The sequence below is a fragment of the Sphingomonas sp. 8AM genome, from assembly GCF_902506455.1.
Lineage (GTDB): Bacteria > Pseudomonadota > Alphaproteobacteria > Sphingomonadales > Sphingomonadaceae > Sphingomonas.
This window is the reverse complement of the sequence record NZ_LR733844.1, coordinates 760,151-775,747: the sequence shown is the minus strand read 5'-3', so window position 1 is coordinate 775,747 and position 15,597 is coordinate 760,151. Positions and strand designations below refer to the sequence as shown.

Sequence of the window (15,597 nt, the reverse complement as noted above, 5' to 3'; positions counted from 1 at the left end):
ATAACAGGGTGTGCCGTTGAGCAAGCGGGCAAGTGCCAACGATCGTCGCCGGGACCTGATCGAGGCGACGGTGCGCGTACTGGCCGAACGCGGGGCGGCGGGCGCGTCGGTGCGGATGATCGCGGCGGCGGCGCATGTGTCGCCGGGGCTGGTGACGCATCATTTCGGCGGGGTCGACCGGCTGGTCGCGGCATCCTACGACCATGTCGCGGCGCAGGTCGAGGCGGCGCTGGAGGCGGCGGTCGACGCCGCGGGGACCGAGCCGCGCGCACGGCTGGGCGCTTATGTCGCGGCCAATTTCGCCGCGCCGATTGCCGATCCCGCGCTGCTCGCCACCTGGCTGGCGTTATGGAGCCTTGCGCGCGGCGACCCGGCGATGCTGGGTCGGCATGAGCAGCATTACGCGGCGTTCCGCGCGCGGCTGGAGGCCTTGCTCGCCGACTGCGGCGTGGCGGCCGAGCGGCTGCGGCTGGCCGCGATCGGGGTCACCGCGCTGGTCGATGGGCTCTGGCTGGAATTGTGCCTCTCGCCGGACAGCTTTTCCGCCGAAGAGGCGCGGCGCATCGCCGCGGAGTATCTGGCGGGACTGTAAAATTGGATCACGGCGCGATCCGCCCTTCGTTCGTCATTGCGAGCGCAGCGAAGCAATCCAGGGCCGGACCGGGACGCCCTGGATTGCTTCGCTGCGCTCGCAATGACGGACCAGCTAATCTCTGGAACGCTGCGTCACGGGCTGAGCCGAAACCGTCCTACTTGGACAAATCAGTGAACAGCGATTCATAATACGCAATGCCGGGTGCGATATTGTCGATCGGCGTCCGCTCGTTCAGCCCGTGGCTGAAATCGTCCGACTCCTTGATAAAGGTCGGGCTCGCGCCATAGCTGGGGACGTGGTGATAACGGAACCACATGCTGTCGCTGGCGCCCGCCGACATGCTGGGGAATACCGGCACGCCCGGACGGGTCTTGGCAACCGCCTTCGTCACCGCCGCGACGAAATCCGCCCGCATCGGCGAGGCGTCGTTGGCGACCGAGCCTTCGCTGACGTCGTGGATCGTCAGCTTCGGCTCGGCGGCGACCTGCCTGAGCGTCGCCATGACGTCCGCCGGCTTCACGCCCGGGAAGATGCGGCAGTTGATGTTCGCGGTCGCGCGCTGCGGCAGCGCGTTGAGCGCATGGCCGCCGCTGACCATCGTCGCGACGCAGGTGGTGCCGATCTGCCCGACATAGGCCGGGTCGGCGGCCAGCGTCGCGATCGCCTTCTCGTCCTCCGGGTTGGCGGCGAACGCGCGCATCGCGGCGGCGAGGTCGCCGGTCTTTTGCTTGGCCGCTTCCTCGAAGAACTTCTTCGTCAGATCGGAGAGCTGCGGGGTGAAGCGGTAATTGCCGATCCGCACCAGCGCCGCGGACAATTGATTGATCGCATTTTCCGGACGCGGTGCGGAGCTGTGCCCGCCGGGGTTGGTGACGGTCAGCTCGAAATCGGCATAGGTCTTCTCGGCGCCGTTCCAGGTGAAGAATTGCGGACGCCCGTCCTCGCCAAGCCGCCCGCCGCCGCCGTCGATATTGATGACCAGCTCGGCGTTCTTCAGTTGCTCGGCAATCATCGCGCTGGTCTTCATGCGCGTTTCTTCGTCACCGGAGAATTCAAGCACGATGTCGCGGCGCGGGCGATACCCGGCGCGCTTCATCTGCAACAAGGCCGCGATCGTCACCGCGGCGTCGAGCTTCATGTCGGTCGCGCCGCGGCCGTAGAGATAGCCGTTCTCGATTACCGGGGTGAACGGATCGCGCTGCCAGTCGGTGGGCTTGGCCTCGACGACGTCGATATGGCCGGAGATCACCAGCGGCTTGGCGGCGCGATCCGTCCCTGGCCAGCGCGCGATCAGATAGGCAGTATCGTCGACCGGCGTAACGGTGACGTCGGTGATCCCGCCCTCGACCAGCACCGACTTCAGATAGGCGGCAAGCTGCGGGGTCTGGTTGCCCGGGCCGGCGACGCTGCGAAAGGCGATCGCGCGCCTGGCGATGTCGAGCGCCTGCGCGTCGCTGCGGGGTTCGGCGCGGAGGGCGGTGAGCGGCGTGGCGCACAGCAGGGCAGCAAGGAGTCCGGAATCAACCCGATGGCGCTTCATGATCTTCTCCTTGCCCGCTGCTTGTTGAAGCTACGCGGTCGCAGCAAAAAGGCAACCGGGGTGCGGCGGGTCCGCTACGCCGCTCGCTCCAGTCGCCCGAGCAGGCGCTCCAGCGCGGCGGGCGGCACCGCTTCCGAGAACAGGAACCCCTGCAACTCGTTGCAGCCGGCGTGCTCGAGAAAGGCGCGTTGCACGCCGGTTTCGACGCCCTCAGCGGTCACGCGCAGCCCCATGGCATGGCCCAGTCGCACCACGGCATGGATGATCGCCGCCGCATCGTCGGCCTCGCCGAGCCGCTGGATGAAGCTGCGGTCGATCTTGATCTTGTCGACCTCGAATTTGCTCAGGTAGCTCAGGCTCGAATAGCCGGTGCCAAAATCGTCGAGCGCGATCCGGAAACCCGCGCGGCGCAGCGCGCCCAGCGTCGTGCGCACCACCTCGTCGTTGTCGAGCAGAACGCTTTCGGTGACTTCCAGCTCGATCTGCTGCGCACGCGCGCCGGTTTCGCGCACGATCGCGATCAACTCGTTGGCCAGCGTTCGCGAGCGGAACTGCACCGGCGAAATATTGACGGCGACGGACAAGCCCGGCCACGCCACCGCGATACCGCACGCATCGCGCAGCACGCGGCGGGTCAGTGCGCCGATCAGCCCGCTCTCCTCCGCGACGTTGATGAAGGCGGCCGGCGCGAGCCAGCCGCGATGCGGATGCTGCCAGCGCAGCAGCGCCTCGACCCCGATCACCCGGTTGCCGCTGCCATCCATCTGCGGCTGGTAGTGGACGAGCAACTCGCCGTCGCGCGTCAGGGCTGCGCGCAAATCCTCCTCGATTTCGCGGCGCAGCTTGACGCTCTCGTCCATGTCGGCGGCGAAAAAGCGATGGCCGTTCCGCCCGTCTGCCTTGACGCGGTACATGGCGATATCGGCCGTGCGCATCAGCTCGGTCCGGTCGCCCTGCGCATCGCGGAAGCAGGCGATGCCGATGCTGGTACCGATATGCACGCTCGCGCCCAGCACCACGAACGGCTCGCGGATCGCCGACACCATCGCGACGGCGACCGCTTCGACCGCGGCTTCGTCGCTGCGCGCGCCGAGCAATACCGCAAATTCGTCACCGCCCAGCCGCGCGACCAGATCGCCCGGCAGCACCAGCGCCTCGAGCCGCATCGCGACTTGCCGGATCAGCTGATCGCCGCCGAGATGCCCCAGCGTATCGTTGACCTGCTTGAAGCGGTCGAGGTCGATGAGCAGCACCGCGCGGACGCCGTCGGCGGCGCCGGCACCGACCATATCGTCGAGCGCCGCGATCAGCCGCGTGCGGTTCGCCAGCCCGGTCAGCGGATCGTGGTAGGCGAGACGATGGGCCTGTGCTTCCTTGGCCTGCAATTCGAGGTGCGCCACGCGGAGCTGGTCGAGCGTGGCGGCATCCTTCCGCATCAATCGTCCGACACCGCCGAGCAGCGCGGCCACCGTCGCGAGCAGCCCGGCGAGCACGGCGGCGGCGGTCGGTACCATCGCCTTCCACACGGCAAGGCCCGGGCGTGCCGGACGCCACGCGAGCGTGCCGACCCGCGCGCCATCCTCGGCGATCAGCGCGACGCCATGCTCGCCGCTGCGCAAGGGGCCGATGGTGGCGCGCGCGCCGGCCAGCAGCTGCACCGACGCCAATTGCCGCGCGAATGAACGGTCGAGATAGCGGACGCTCAGCAGCAGCGGCGCCGCCCCGGCGGGCGCGTCGCCGTCGCTGCCATCGGGAACGATGCGCATCACGCTGATCGCGGCGGGATGTTGACCCACCGCGACGGTGCTGGTGGCGTGGATCGCGTTGGGCGAGGTGCGTACGGTTGAATGGCCGGCGATCGGCTGGCCCGGCAGCCGCTCATGGCGGTTCGGCAGGCGCCGCGTCCGCGCCCGGACGGCGTCGATCAGCGGTGCGGCGGCGCGGAGATAGAGGTGCGCGGCGCGCGTGGGCGCGGTCCGTCGCACGCCGTTCTGCATCATGTAGACCGGGATGTCGTCAGGCGAGAGGATGATGTCGACATCATGCGCGAAGACGTAGTTCAGCAACGTGCCGGCATTGGTGTCGATCCAGTTCCAATCCGGACGCGGCTTGTAAAGTTCGCGCAGCAGCGGGCTCCAGATCGCTACACCGGACTGGCTCTGTGCCAGTTCGTCAAGGGCATCGTCGAGCGCAAGCTGCGCTTCATGACCCTGCCGGTTCGCCGAGACGAGGTCGGCCTGCCTGGAGGCGGTGTTCAGCGCGTAGAAGACGGTCGCGGTCAGCCCGAGCGCGAGCAACGCGATCGGCAGGGCCACCGCGCCGACGAACCGGCGGCGCGCGTGCGTGGCCGCTTGATACCGATCTTTGCGCAAGCCGTTGAAACTCCCCGCGCTTTTCATGCCGGACAATTGTCAACATCAAGTTAACGTAGGCCGCTGGCGCAGCGGGCGATCGTCGCGCAGAATGCGGGGAAAGCTTTTACATTTATCGCCCTGACCGGGCTGCGCAAGGTGCAAGCATGACGTATCGGTTTACGAGAAGGGCGAGTCTGGCCGGAGCGCTTGCGCTTCCCTTGCTGCCGTTGCAGTCCGCGGCGGCGGTTGACGAGGGCCTTGATAAAACGGCCCGTCGCAATGGCTTTCGCTTCGGGTCGGCATTGTCGGCGCGGGCGAACGGTGCCTCCGCGGACAACACTGCCTACGCCGCACTGCTCCGTACCGACTGCGGCCTGCTGGTGGCGGAAAATGAGATGAAGTGGCAGCATCTTAGGCCCGCGCCCCGGCAATTCGACTTTGCAGCGTTCGACCGGATCGTGGCGTGGGGCATGCAGAACCGGATGGCGGTCCGTGGCCATAATCTGCTGTGGCAACGGCGCAAATGGATGCCGGCGTGGCTGGAGAAATACGACTTCGGCGCCCGTCCGGTGCCGGCGGCGAGCGCCATTCTCGTCGAGCATATCGCGACGGTGACGGGCCGGTACGGCAAACGGATCGCCAGTTACGACGTGGTGAATGAAGCGGTGACACCCGAGACCGGGGCGCTCGAGGAAACCGCGCTCAGCCGCGCGCTCGGGGGCACGGAAGCGACGCTCGATCTCGCCTTCCGGACCGCGCACGAACACGCACCGCATGCCGAGCTGGTCTATAACGATTATATGAGCTGGGAGCCGGGCAATGCCGCCCACCGCGCCGGGGTGCTGCGGCTGCTGGAAGGGTTCCGGCGGCGGGGGGTACCGGTCCATGCGCTGGGGGTGCAGTCGCATATCGTGACCGCCGGTCCGGACACGAGCGGCAGTGCGCGGGCGTATGAGCGCGACTGGCGCCAGTTCCTGGATGCGGTGACCGGCATGGGCTATCGCCTGCTCATCACCGAGCTGGATGTGCGCGACAACGGCCTGCCGGCGGATCCTGTCGCGCGCGATCGCGGCGTCGCGGATTACGCCCGGCGCTATCTCGACGTCATGTTCGCCTATCCGCAGCTGCGCGACGTGGTCGCGTGGGGATTGTGCGACCGGTTCAGCTGGATCGGCCCGTTCGAGCCGCGCCCCGACAAGGCGGCACGTCGACCCTGTCCCTATGACGCCGACTATCGCGCCAAGCCGCTGCGCATGGCGATCGCGCAGGCGCTGGCGGCCGCGCCGTCGCGACCGGTGTGAGGTAAGCGGAGGCGGCGTCGCGACGCTGCTACCGCAGGCACACGCAGCCAGCCGGGCAGCGCCCCTGTCGATGCCGACGACGTGTCACCGTCCTGAACGGGACGGCACGTGAAACGATCGACGTTGGCGTAACATCCAGCTGGACGCCGCCCGCGAGCCTTGCGGGTAGTTCCGGAACGTCTGCGCGCGTCGCCGGGTCTGTGCCGGCGTCGTCGTCCGGACCGCTCCAGGCGCAGGGCTAAACAGTTGCTCTTTAACGACTTTGCTGTGGCCGGGTGCTAACCTGCCGTCGACTCGGGGGGTACATGCGGCGGCACAAGCAGATGACGCGGGGGCTGGCGACCGGACAAAGGTCGCGGTTGCCGGCCGCGGCGGATGCGCCTCCGGACACAGGGTGGTTTGGCGTCGTCGATCCGGCCGAACATTATCGTATCAGCGTCGAGCTTGCCCGTCACATCAGCTGGAGCGCGGACCAGAGCGGCGCGGTACGCACCGTCAGCGCGCGGTGGGAGGACGTCACCGGCATCGAGATCGCCGAGGCGCTCGACTGGGGATGGGTCGACGCGCTGCACCCGGCGGACGTAGGTGGGACGCTTGACGCCTGGGATCGCGCGCTCGCCACGCATACGCCGATCGGAATCGACTACCGGCTGCGGGCGAGGGACGGGCGTTACCGATGGTTCCGGTCGCACGCATCGCCTTACCGCGACAAGGCCGGCGACCTGGTGGGCTGGTTCGGCACGCTGGAAGACATCGAGGATCGCAAGCACGCCGAAACCGCCCTGCTGGCCAGCGAGGAGCGCTTCCGCCTCGCGGCACAGGCGGCAAGCATCGGCATCTGGGACTATGATGTCGCGCGGAAACAGCTCACCTGGTCGGATGAGTTCCGCACGATGCTGGGGTTCGGGAGCGAGGTCCCCGCCGATCCGGCGACCGCGCTGGCGCTGGTGATTCCGGAAGACCGGCCGCTGCTGCAACGTTTGCTCGATTCCATTCCGGAGGGAAGCGCCGCGGCGCGCTTCGACGTGACACTGAGGATCAAGCGGGCCGATGACGGCGCGATCCGCTGGATCCAGACCGCCGGGTGGCGCGTCAAGGCCGCGAGCGACCGGATCGAGCGGGTGTTGGTCACCGTGCACGACGTGACCCGGAGCATCACCGCCGAGCAGCGCATCCGCTGGGCGGCGGAGCATGATCCGCTGACCGGGCTCGCCAATCGCGCGACGTTCAGCCGGCTGCTGGAGGAGGCCATCGAGCGACAGCAGGACGGGAAAGGCGACGTGCTGACACTCGCGCTGTTCGATGTGGATCATCTGAAAGAGATCAACGACGCGATGGGGCATGACATCGGCGACCGGCTGTTGTGCACCGTCGCCGGACGCCTGCGAGCGGCACTCGGCGAGAAGGCGCTGGTGGCACGCCTGGGCGGCGATGAATTCGCGGCCATCATCGAGACGTCGGCGGCCGAGAGCGTGCACGCGCGGGTCGGGTCGGCGCTGACGTCGTTGCGCGAGCCATTGGTGACCGATGTCATGACGATCGACTGTCAGGCGACCGCCGGCGCAGCGCGATTTCCCGCGGATGGGCGCAACGCCTATGAGCTGCTGAAATCGGCCGATATCGCGCTTTACGCCGGCAAGGTTGGCGCCCGCGGCGCGATCTCGCACTTCCAGCCCGAGATGCGCGCGGGCCTGCAGCGGCGCGCGTCGATGCTGTCGGTCGCCCGCATGATCGCGCGCGATGATCTGATTGTGCCGTTCTACCAGCCGAAGGTGCGGCTGACCGACGGCACGCTGTCGGGCTTCGAGGCGCTGCTGCGATGGCGGCACGACAGCCTTGGCATCCAGGGCCCGGATACGATCACTGCCGCCTTCGACGATCTGGGCGTGGCCAGCGCGCTGGGAGACCGGATGCTGGAGAAGGTGTGTCTCGATCTCGCGCGCTGGCGCGACGCCGGCGCGACGCTTGTGCCGGTGGCGATCAATCTTTCCTCGGCCGAGTTCCGGAGCGGCGACCTGTTCGAGCGGGTGATGACGCAGCTGCGCCGCCATGAGCTGCCGACGGCGCTGATCGAGCTGGAGGTGACCGAGACGGTGTTCATCGGGCGCGGCAACGAGCAGGTCGGCGACACGCTGGCGCTATTCCACCGCGCCGGGGTGAGCATCGCGCTCGACGACTTCGGCACCGGCTACGCCTCGCTCAAGCATTTGCGCGATTTTCCTGTCGACGTGATCAAGATCGATCGCAGCTTTGTCGCGGATCTCTCCGATCGCCATGACGGCGCCGCGATCGTGGATGCGATGCTCGGCCTTGCGCAACGCCTTGGGATCGTGGTCGTCGCGGAAGGGGTCGAGACCGAGGAGCAGGCCGCTTATCTGCGCGACCGTCACTGTCCGCTGGCGCAGGGCTATCTGTTCGGCCGACCGATGCCGGCGGGCCAAGCGGTGATGTTGCTGGACGGCGGCGCAACGATCCCCGCCGGATAATCCTTGTCGTCGTGGCGGGGATTGCACCTGCTTTTTCGATTACCCCGCGCGTGCGGATCGTGATCCGATGCGGGTTTGCGCTCGCAAATCGGCCCGGCGGCATTACGTCTGTCAGCCGATGCGTGATTTCAGCGAAATCGACCCGGCGATCAGGACCTTCGTACCGGGAGTGGCGGCCTGTCGATGGAGGCGGCTGCGTCGCTGCGATGCCATTCGTCGAGGGCCGCCATGATGCGCGACCTGTTCGACGCGCCGGCACTGCCGGGGCTCGATACGCAAGCGGCACTGATCTCGGCTGACGAGGAGCAGATGCTCATCGACCGGATCGACGCAACCGACCTCGAACCGTTCCGTTTTCAGGGCTGGACGGGCAAGCGTCTGACGACCTCGTTCGGCTGGAACTACGACTTCGAGGTGGGGCAACCGCGCGCGGCGCCGCCGTTGCCCGACTGGCTGCGCCCCATCCGCGACCGCGCGGCGGCCTTCGCCGGCTTGGCTGCCGACGCACTGATCCAGGCCTTGCTGATCCGTTACGATCCCGGCGCGGGGATCGGCTGGCATCGCGATCGGCCGATCTATGGCGACGTCATCGGCATCTCGCTGGGGGCGCCGGCGGCGATGCGCTTTCGCCGCCGCCGTGCAGACGGGTTCGACCGCGTGACGTTGCCGCTCGACCCGCGTGGCGCGTACCACATGCGCGGACCCGCGCGGTACGACTGGGAGCATAGCATTGCCGAGATGGCACAGACTCGCTGGTCGATCACGTTCCGCAGTCTGGCGGCGCGGTCGTGACGATCGGGACGACAGGGGGCGTGGACGACGCGCCCGATTTCGTCGTCGTCGATGTGGAGACGGCATGCTCACGGGTCAGCAGCATCTGCCAGATCGGCATCGTCGGCTTCAGGAACGGGCGCGAGACGTTCGCCTATGAGACGCTGCTCGACCCGCGCGACGACTTCTCGCCGTTCAACACCCGCATCCACGGGATCACCTCGCACCACGTCAACGGCGCGCCGACCTTCGGCGACGCGCATGCGGTCATTCACGGTCATCTGACCGGGCGGGTGACCGTTGCCCATTCGATGTTCGACAAGGGTGCGCTTGCGGCGGCCTGCGCGATCCACCGGTGCGAGGCGATCGAGGCGCGCTGGCTCGACAGCGTGCGGGTGGCGAAGCGCGCGTGGCCGGACCTGCCCAGCCATCGCCTGAACGTCCTGACGCGGTTCCTCGGCGTGCCGCACCGGCATCATGACGCGCTCAGCGACGCGCGCGCGGCCGGGATGGTGATCGTCCGCGCGATCGAACATACCGGAATGGATCTCGCCGGCTGGCTGGCGCCCGCCACCCCGGCCGGCGCCAAGGCGCCGCGCGCGGCGGCGGGCGGGCCGCTGCGCGGCGAACGCGTGGTTATCCTGGGGGCCGCGCGCAACGGCGCGCTGGCGCGCTGCCTTGCCGCCGCCGGCGCGCGCGTGATGGCGGCGGTCGGATCGACGACGACCCGCCTCGTCATCAGCGAGGACCAGCCGTTCGGCCGCTTCGTCACTGCGCATGCCGAACATCGCCGGGCCGCGACATTGCGAGACGCGGGTGCCGCAGTGCGGATCGTGACCGAGGCCGAGATCCGGCAGGAGCTGGCGGATGCGGCGCGCTAGCGGGGCGGCATGGTTGCCATGCGCCACCCGATGGTCGATGTGACCGGTACGATGGAGAAGCCGGAGCAACCCGACGATTACGCGCGTGGACGCCGGGACGGGCTGCGGCTGGCGCTGTCGATTCTGGAAGCCGAGGAGGCGAAATGGGCGGCGTTGCTGGGCGAGAGCCGCTCGTGGCGCACCAACGCGACGCGCGCGATCCGTCACAAGGCCTATCAGGTGGCGCGCACGCGCGTGCAGACCGCGCTGAACCGGCTGTTGCCCAAGGACTCGGCCAGCCTGCCGGTGGAGATCGCCACCATGATCGATCAGGCGGGATTGTAGGCGCGGTCGGTCAGTCGAAGCGGGGGCCCAGCGCGCGCGCGGCGCCGTTGAGTTCGCCATGGTCGAGTGCGGTCACCGCGCGCGGCACGGTCGCCAGCACCCGCATGTATTTGCCGGTACCATGGAAAGCCGTGGCCATCGTCTCCAGCGCCAGGATTTCGCGGAGCGCCATCGCCAGCTTGCCGGTCACGATCACGCCGTCCCAGGCACCAAGAGTGAGCACAAGCCCGCTGGTGTAGGTCCAGAAGGCCTCGCACAACCGCTCGCAGGCTTGCCGCGCCAGCGGGTCGATATTGGCGAGGCGTGTGATGTCCTCGGGCTTGGTGGCGCGTTTCGCCAGCTTCTGCGTGCTGGCCAGCTCGTTATAGATGGCGACGAGGCCGGTCGCCGAGATCACATGCTCGGCGACCACCGGATAGCGGTTCGGGAAGATTGCCGCCACCAGCTCGGCCATCGCGCGCGAAGCCGGCGCGAAACCCGCGTGACCGGCTTCGGTAGCGAGCACCCGCACGCTGCCGTCGGGTTTGTGAACAAGCACCGACACGCCGAGCCCCGAGGTCATGCCGATCACGCAATAGGTCCCCGGCGCCTGCAACGCCACTGTCGGCGCGGCCCCCAGCGGCAGCAGCGCGCCGTGGCGATGGTCGCTCAATGCCCACGCCTCGGCCTCGAAATCGTTGAGGATCAGCGGTGGCTGCCCGAGCATCGCGCGCAACCCGGAGCGTGACACATACCAGGGTGTGTGCGTGATCGAGATCGCGTCGCCGCGCGCGAGCCCCGCCACGGCGATCGCGGATCGCTCGGGCAAGCGCCCGAGCCCGGAGTCGCGCTGGAAGGTCGACAGCGTGCCGGAGACGCTCGAGCCGTGCTCGGACCCGTAAAGGCGCATGCTGCCCGGCACGACTTCCCCGGCCCGGTCGGTCAGCGCGAACCGCAGTCCCTTGCGGCCGACATGCCCTACGATCCCGGCGGCATCCATGTGCATCCCCTCTGCCAGGCTGCCCATGTCAACCCTCTCGCTATGTCCCCACGTAGCGGACGAATTCTTTCAGATTGTTGAAAATCTCGAGACGCGTCAGGTATTTGGCCGAAGAGCGCGGGGTTCGGCATTGCTTTTCGACATCGGTCAGCCCGGACGCGGTCGGTACGTTTGACCGGCCGCGCCCGCTGGCGGCGGCTCACCCTAGGAGACGGGGACACCACCGGTGACGGCGACGACGTTGCCCGACATGTAGCTGCCCCCGGACGAGGCAAGCAGGACGTAGGCGGGCGCAAGCTCGGCGGGCTGCCCGGCGCGGCCAAGCGGCGTGTCGTGGCCGAGCGTCTCCAGTTCTTGCGGCGATTTGGCGATCGGCTGGATCGGAGTCCATATCGGACCGGGCGCTACCGCATTGACCCGGATGCCTTCACTCGCAAGCAGGTTCGAAAGCCCGACGGTCAGGCTGGAGATCGCGCCCTTCGTCGCGGCGTAGACGATCATGGCCTTGTTCGCGACCTTCGCCTGCTCGCTGGTCGTATTCACGATCGCTGCACCCGGCTTCATGTGCTTCGCCGCGGCCTTGGCCAGCCGGATCATCGCGAAGACGTTGGCGGCGAAGGCGCCCTGCATTTCATCGTCGTCGATGCTGTCCAGCCCGTCGTTCATCGTCTGGGCCGCGGCGTTGTTGACCAGTACGTCGAGGCTGCCGAACGCCTCGACGGTGCGCTCGACCAGAGCGATACAGTGGTCGCGTTCGCGGATGTCGCCGGGAAGCAACAGGCAGCGGCGACCCGCCTTCTCGACCCAGCGGCGGGTTTCTTCCGCGTCCACCTGCTCGTCCGTCAGGTAGGAGATGGCGACGTCCGCTCCCTCACGTGCGTAGGCGATCGCGACGGCGCGACCGATCCCGGAATCACCGCCCGTGATGAGGGCGACCTTGTTCGTGAGCAGCCCGTTGCCGACATAGCTCTCCTCGCCATGATCGGGCTTGGTTCGCATGTTCGCCGTCAGGCCCGGGCGGGGCTGCCGCGGCTCATCAGGGAAGCGCGTCGGCTGGTTCTGGCGGGGGTCGCTCATGGCTTTTCCTGGTATCGTTGGTCGGGTGGGAACGGCCCGCGACCGGGAACGTGCCCTCCGACCGCGCCATATCGCTCACGGACCGCTTATGGTCAGGGCGGGTCCTTCGCGTCGGTGGTGGACGGCGGAAGCGCTGCCGATCCCGCGGCCGCCGCAGGTTGCGGTCTGGCTTGAGCGCGACGTCGTTAAAATCCTCAGCGTTTTTCGATTTTGCCAGTGCGACCCTTATCATATAGCGACAAGCTACTTTTCTGCGAGAGTGACGGCTTGCAGCACAACCGGATCACGATCCATCAACAGGAAAGTTCCCGATGGAATTATTAAGAGGGTGTTGCCTGATTTCGGTTATTCTGACGGCGATCATTGGTGCTTCGGCCTATGCGCACGATGTGGCGATCGCCGCGCTGGTGCCGTTGTGCTTCGGCGTACTGGCCTTGGTCGTCATCTTGCCGTTTGCGGCCTATGAGCGCGTCAGAAGAAGCCGGGTGTTGATCGCTTGCGTCTTTTATACGGCGGCCACCGTCATTACTGGCGGGATTGCCAACGTCTTCGATCGGAGCGAGGCTACCTACTTATTGTGCTTGCCGCCCTTGATCGGCGTCATGCTGTCGTTTTGGGCACTTAAGACGCGAAACCGCCGACGGCGGGTTGGCTTCTCGAACTATTATGATGCCTAGGCGAACGGTGGATATTATGGATCTACCATTGGCGGCGTAGCGCGCGGATTGCAGCGACGCTGTTCCGTCGCACCCGCGCCGATTGATCTTCGGCGCCAGCGTCGTCGGGAACAGGTGGTGCGATGCTCCGGTCGTCAGCAGAAACCTCGACACTCTGTAGCGGCAACGGGGAAGTATTCTGGGCGAGATCGGTTGCGCCTCTGTCACCAGGCCTTCTGCGACGCTCTACGCCGACAGGCGTGCTGAGCTCGCCTTCGGTGGCTGCAACATCGATCGTTGCATCATTTTGTCGTGGGTGGACGTCGCGGCGTGATCCGGGCGCCCGCCGGACGTGCCTGCTTCCACGGCTCGCCCCGTTCGACGGACCCGCAGCCAGCGCGACCGGCGACGCGTCCTCTTCGATGCGTGCCGCGACGGGCAGAGGAGCCGGAGCTTCCTTGCTCGCGCTCGGCCGGGGTGCGGAAGGCGGGGGAACGACCGCACCCGGTTGCCCACCGGGTGGATGATACATCAGGAAGGCGGTGGTTCCGAGCATGGCGATAAAGACCGAGATTCCGATCGTCGCCGATGCGCGTGGTGATCGCAGTGCGTTCGTGAGTGCACTTCGCCGTCCCGTGGGTCGGTGACCGATCGATGGCGTGTCTCCACCATCGTGCAGGCACAGGATAGCGGCCAGATCGGCGTTCAGCCGCTCATCGTCAAAGGCGTCGAGCAGATTCATCGTAGCTGGGCCGAGTAGTTATCGGTCAATAACGGCAGGAAATCGTCCACTCCGCCCGTGTCGGCAAACCAGACATCACCCTGCTCGATCCTGATGGCCGTCAGGCGATTGGTGCGAAACGCGCCGGTATCGATGCCGATGCGGTTCGGTCGCAGATCGGGGCCGCCATCGACGATCGAGTGCCCGTGTACGACTATTTTGCCATGGTCCAGCTCGGACTCGAGGAAATCATCCGTAATCCAGAGCATGTCACCTGGATCTTGTTGCCGGAGGGGTATTGCGGGCCTGATGCCGGCATGTACGAACATGAAGCCGTCGTGCTGATGATAGAGCGGCAACTGGTCGAGCCACGTCAGAACCTCTGGCCCGACCGTCTTTGCCGCGCGGCGCAGATCGGCCCTGGTGGCGTCGGCGGTGACCGCCGCCGTGTCGACGCCCCAGCCGAGCAGCGTTTCGCGACCGCCAAACTCCAGCCATGCCCGGTAGGTTTTCAGGTCGCCGGCCAGCGCCTGTACCATCATCTCCTCATGATTTCCCTTCAGCACCATGAAGTGATCGCTTGCGGTCGTCAGCTTCATGCATCCCTTCACCATCGCCGCACCATCGGCGCCGCGGTCGATGATGTCGCCCAGCAGGATGATCCTCGCGGCGCCGGGTGACCTGCCTTCATGATCGCGGCCGATGCGCGCGATCAGCTTGGCGAACAGGTCGAGACGACCATGCACGTCCCCGATCGCATAGATGCGCTCGATCATTTCGCGTGGATGGGCAGGTTGCATCGCGCTCAGCCGCTTCTTTCGTCACCGGCGCACATCATAGCCCCGCCCGTGAACCAAGCCCGATCGAAAGCGCGGCTCCGCCCGAGATGGCTGCAGCACCGCGCGAAAGACCGGTGGTGACAAAGCCGGTCAGGCGAAGGGGCGTTCCCGCGATGCGCTGTGACGCACCCGCGAACAGCTCGTGCGCCGCGGACACCTGCCGGGTGGCAGCGCTCGAATAATGGTAGGACGCGACGAGAAACGCCTCGCGGCCAAGCGCGACCGACGCCCCCGTCGACGCCGCAGGACCGTCGCGCAGCACGAAAGCGTCGGTATTGCCGAGGAAGCGGTAGGTGAAAGAGGCGAAGGGCGTTACCGCACCCAGCGGCAGCGAGACATCCGCACCGACGGCATAGTCATTTGCGCCACTGGAAAGGCCGCTGCTGTTGCTTGCCGTGTTGATCTTGGCGCGGGCAGAAAGCTCGACTTCCACCGGCATATTCGTCGGCGCGATCGTATAGGCCGCCCCGAGCGTCAGGTCGCCAAATCCCTCCGCTGTTCGCTTCGTGGTCGACGTGTTCGGCGCAACCAGCACCGGCGTCGCGTCGATGCCGGTGAAAATCGTCGACCGGCTGCGGATTTGCATCCACGGCAAGGAAGCCGAAAGGGTCAGGTTCTTCACATGGGCTCGGGCACCGAGCGCCGAACTCCAGATGGTCGTGGTGGAGTTGGTGCCGAACTTGCCAGCCCCATACAGCGTGCCCAGCGACAGATCGACGCTCGTATCGTCGCCCCCCAGCCGCTCCATCGCTTGCGGAACGCTGCTCGCCGAGACGGTCGCCGTTGCACTCGACGGCGAAATCGCGCTGCCCCCGTCGAGGCTCGTCTTCTGCAACGTAGGACGGTCCTGCGCGAGCGCCGGGGTTGCCACGCACGCCATCGATGCGACGGCTGCAAATAACGACTGGTTCTTCATGCCACCTCCATTTCGCTTCGGTGGCACGACCCGCGCGACAGCACGCTCGCCCAATAGCAGCAGGCTCGCCCTAAACGTCCGATTTCTCGCGAATATCCCTTAGGTCGCCATCATCCCGAAGGTTCGATCAGATCAGGGCATCGGCACGCGCAGCAGC

The 15,597-nt window shown here is 67.0% G+C and carries 13 protein-coding genes; 7 read left to right on the top strand and 6 right to left on the bottom strand.

The genetic code is table 11. The annotated features are described in order from the left end of the window. The first annotated feature begins 10 nt into the window (after nt 1–10). Nucleotides 11–592, top strand: coding sequence for a TetR family transcriptional regulator C-terminal domain-containing protein (locus tag BACI71_RS03960; protein WP_159755318.1), 582 nt, complete (start codon nt 11–13; stop codon nt 590–592). Between the two features lie 157 nt (nt 593–749). On the opposite strand, the gene BACI71_RS03955 is transcribed toward BACI71_RS03960, so the two are convergent. Together BACI71_RS03955 and BACI71_RS03950 are read right to left on the bottom strand one after the other, a co-directional pair. Continuing rightward, entirely contained in the window at nt 750–2,135 is a 1,386-nt protein-coding gene (locus tag BACI71_RS03955) for a M20/M25/M40 family metallo-hydrolase (RefSeq protein ID WP_159755315.1), read from the bottom strand. A gap of 74 nt (nt 2,136–2,209) precedes the next feature. Beyond that, the gene (locus BACI71_RS03950) at nt 2,210–4,507 is read right to left on the bottom strand and encodes a putative bifunctional diguanylate cyclase/phosphodiesterase (protein ID WP_159755311.1); all 2,298 of its coding nucleotides are present in this window, start codon (nt 4,505–4,507) and stop codon (nt 2,210–2,212) included. Between the two features lie 146 nt (nt 4,508–4,653). Here BACI71_RS03950 and BACI71_RS03945 point away from each other — a divergent pair, with 146 nt between their 5' ends. From BACI71_RS03945 to BACI71_RS03925, 5 genes are all read left to right on the top strand, one after another. Continuing rightward, nucleotides 4,654–5,790 (top strand): endo-1,4-beta-xylanase, encoded by a 1,137-nt coding sequence (locus BACI71_RS03945; protein WP_159755308.1) that lies wholly within the window; start codon nt 4,654–4,656, stop codon nt 5,788–5,790. Between the two features lie 305 nt (nt 5,791–6,095). Further along, on the top strand, nt 6,096–8,276 hold the full coding sequence (locus BACI71_RS03940; RefSeq protein WP_159755305.1) for a putative bifunctional diguanylate cyclase/phosphodiesterase: 2,181 nt from the start codon (nt 6,096–6,098) through the stop codon (nt 8,274–8,276). Between the two features lie 228 nt (nt 8,277–8,504). After that, a complete protein-coding gene (locus tag BACI71_RS03935; protein WP_201297286.1) occupies nt 8,505–9,068 on the top strand; it encodes an alpha-ketoglutarate-dependent dioxygenase AlkB in 564 nt (187 codons plus the stop codon). Nucleotides 9,069–9,088: 20 nt separating this feature from the next. Continuing rightward, nucleotides 9,089–9,928, top strand: a complete 840-nt coding sequence (locus BACI71_RS03930; protein WP_159755302.1) for an exonuclease domain-containing protein — start codon at nt 9,089–9,091, stop codon at nt 9,926–9,928. A 9-nt stretch (nt 9,929–9,937) separates the two neighbouring features. Then, nucleotides 9,938–10,252, top strand: a complete 315-nt coding sequence (locus BACI71_RS03925; RefSeq protein ID WP_236552802.1) for a hypothetical protein — start codon at nt 9,938–9,940, stop codon at nt 10,250–10,252. Nucleotides 10,253–10,262: 10 nt separating this feature from the next. Here BACI71_RS03925 and BACI71_RS03920 read toward each other — a convergent pair whose 3' ends face one another. Further along, nucleotides 10,263–11,258 carry a glucokinase gene (locus BACI71_RS03920; RefSeq protein ID WP_159755299.1) on the bottom strand — a complete coding sequence of 332 codons (996 nt, stop codon included), beginning with the start codon at nt 11,256–11,258 and terminating at the stop codon, nt 10,263–10,265. 177 nt (nt 11,259–11,435) lie between these two features. Beyond that, entirely contained in the window at nt 11,436–12,308 is an 873-nt protein-coding gene (locus BACI71_RS03915) for an SDR family oxidoreductase (protein WP_159755297.1), read from the bottom strand. A 311-nt stretch (nt 12,309–12,619) separates the two neighbouring features. Here BACI71_RS03915 and BACI71_RS03910 point away from each other — a divergent pair, with 311 nt between their 5' ends. Beyond that, the gene (locus tag BACI71_RS03910; protein WP_159755295.1) at nt 12,620–12,985 is read left to right on the top strand and encodes a hypothetical protein; all 366 of its coding nucleotides are present in this window, start codon (nt 12,620–12,622) and stop codon (nt 12,983–12,985) included. 717 nt (nt 12,986–13,702) lie between these two features. On the opposite strand, the gene BACI71_RS03905 is transcribed toward BACI71_RS03910, so the two are convergent. After that, a complete protein-coding gene (locus tag BACI71_RS03905) occupies nt 13,703–14,461 on the bottom strand; it encodes a metallophosphoesterase family protein (protein ID WP_159755292.1) in 759 nt (252 codons plus the stop codon). A gap of 58 nt (nt 14,462–14,519) precedes the next feature. Next, complete coding sequence (locus BACI71_RS03900; protein WP_159755289.1) at nt 14,520–15,440, bottom strand: hypothetical protein; 921 nt, start codon at nt 15,438–15,440, stop codon at nt 14,520–14,522. Nucleotides 15,441–15,597 lie beyond the last annotated feature (157 nt).

Coding starts and splice junctions, on each gene's coding strand:
- BACI71_RS03955 (WP_159755315.1), bottom strand. CDS start 2,135: ATGAAGCGCCATCGGGTTGATTCCGGACTCCTTGCTGCCCTGCTGTGC.
- BACI71_RS03945 (WP_159755308.1), top strand. CDS start 4,654: ATGACGTATCGGTTTACGAGAAGGGCGAGTCTGGCCGGAGCGCTTGCG.
- BACI71_RS03940 (WP_159755305.1), top strand. CDS start 6,096: ATGCGGCGGCACAAGCAGATGACGCGGGGGCTGGCGACCGGACAAAGG.
- BACI71_RS03935 (WP_201297286.1), top strand. CDS start 8,505: ATGATGCGCGACCTGTTCGACGCGCCGGCACTGCCGGGGCTCGATACG.
- BACI71_RS03925 (WP_236552802.1), top strand. CDS start 9,938: ATGGTTGCCATGCGCCACCCGATGGTCGATGTGACCGGTACGATGGAG.
- BACI71_RS03920 (WP_159755299.1), bottom strand. CDS start 11,258: ATGGGCAGCCTGGCAGAGGGGATGCACATGGATGCCGCCGGGATCGTA.
- BACI71_RS03915 (WP_159755297.1), bottom strand. CDS start 12,308: ATGAGCGACCCCCGCCAGAACCAGCCGACGCGCTTCCCTGATGAGCCG.
- BACI71_RS03910 (WP_159755295.1), top strand. CDS start 12,620: ATGGAATTATTAAGAGGGTGTTGCCTGATTTCGGTTATTCTGACGGCG.
- BACI71_RS03905 (WP_159755292.1), bottom strand. CDS start 14,461: ATGATCGAGCGCATCTATGCGATCGGGGACGTGCATGGTCGTCTCGAC.
- BACI71_RS03900 (WP_159755289.1), bottom strand. CDS start 15,440: ATGAAGAACCAGTCGTTATTTGCAGCCGTCGCATCGATGGCGTGCGTG.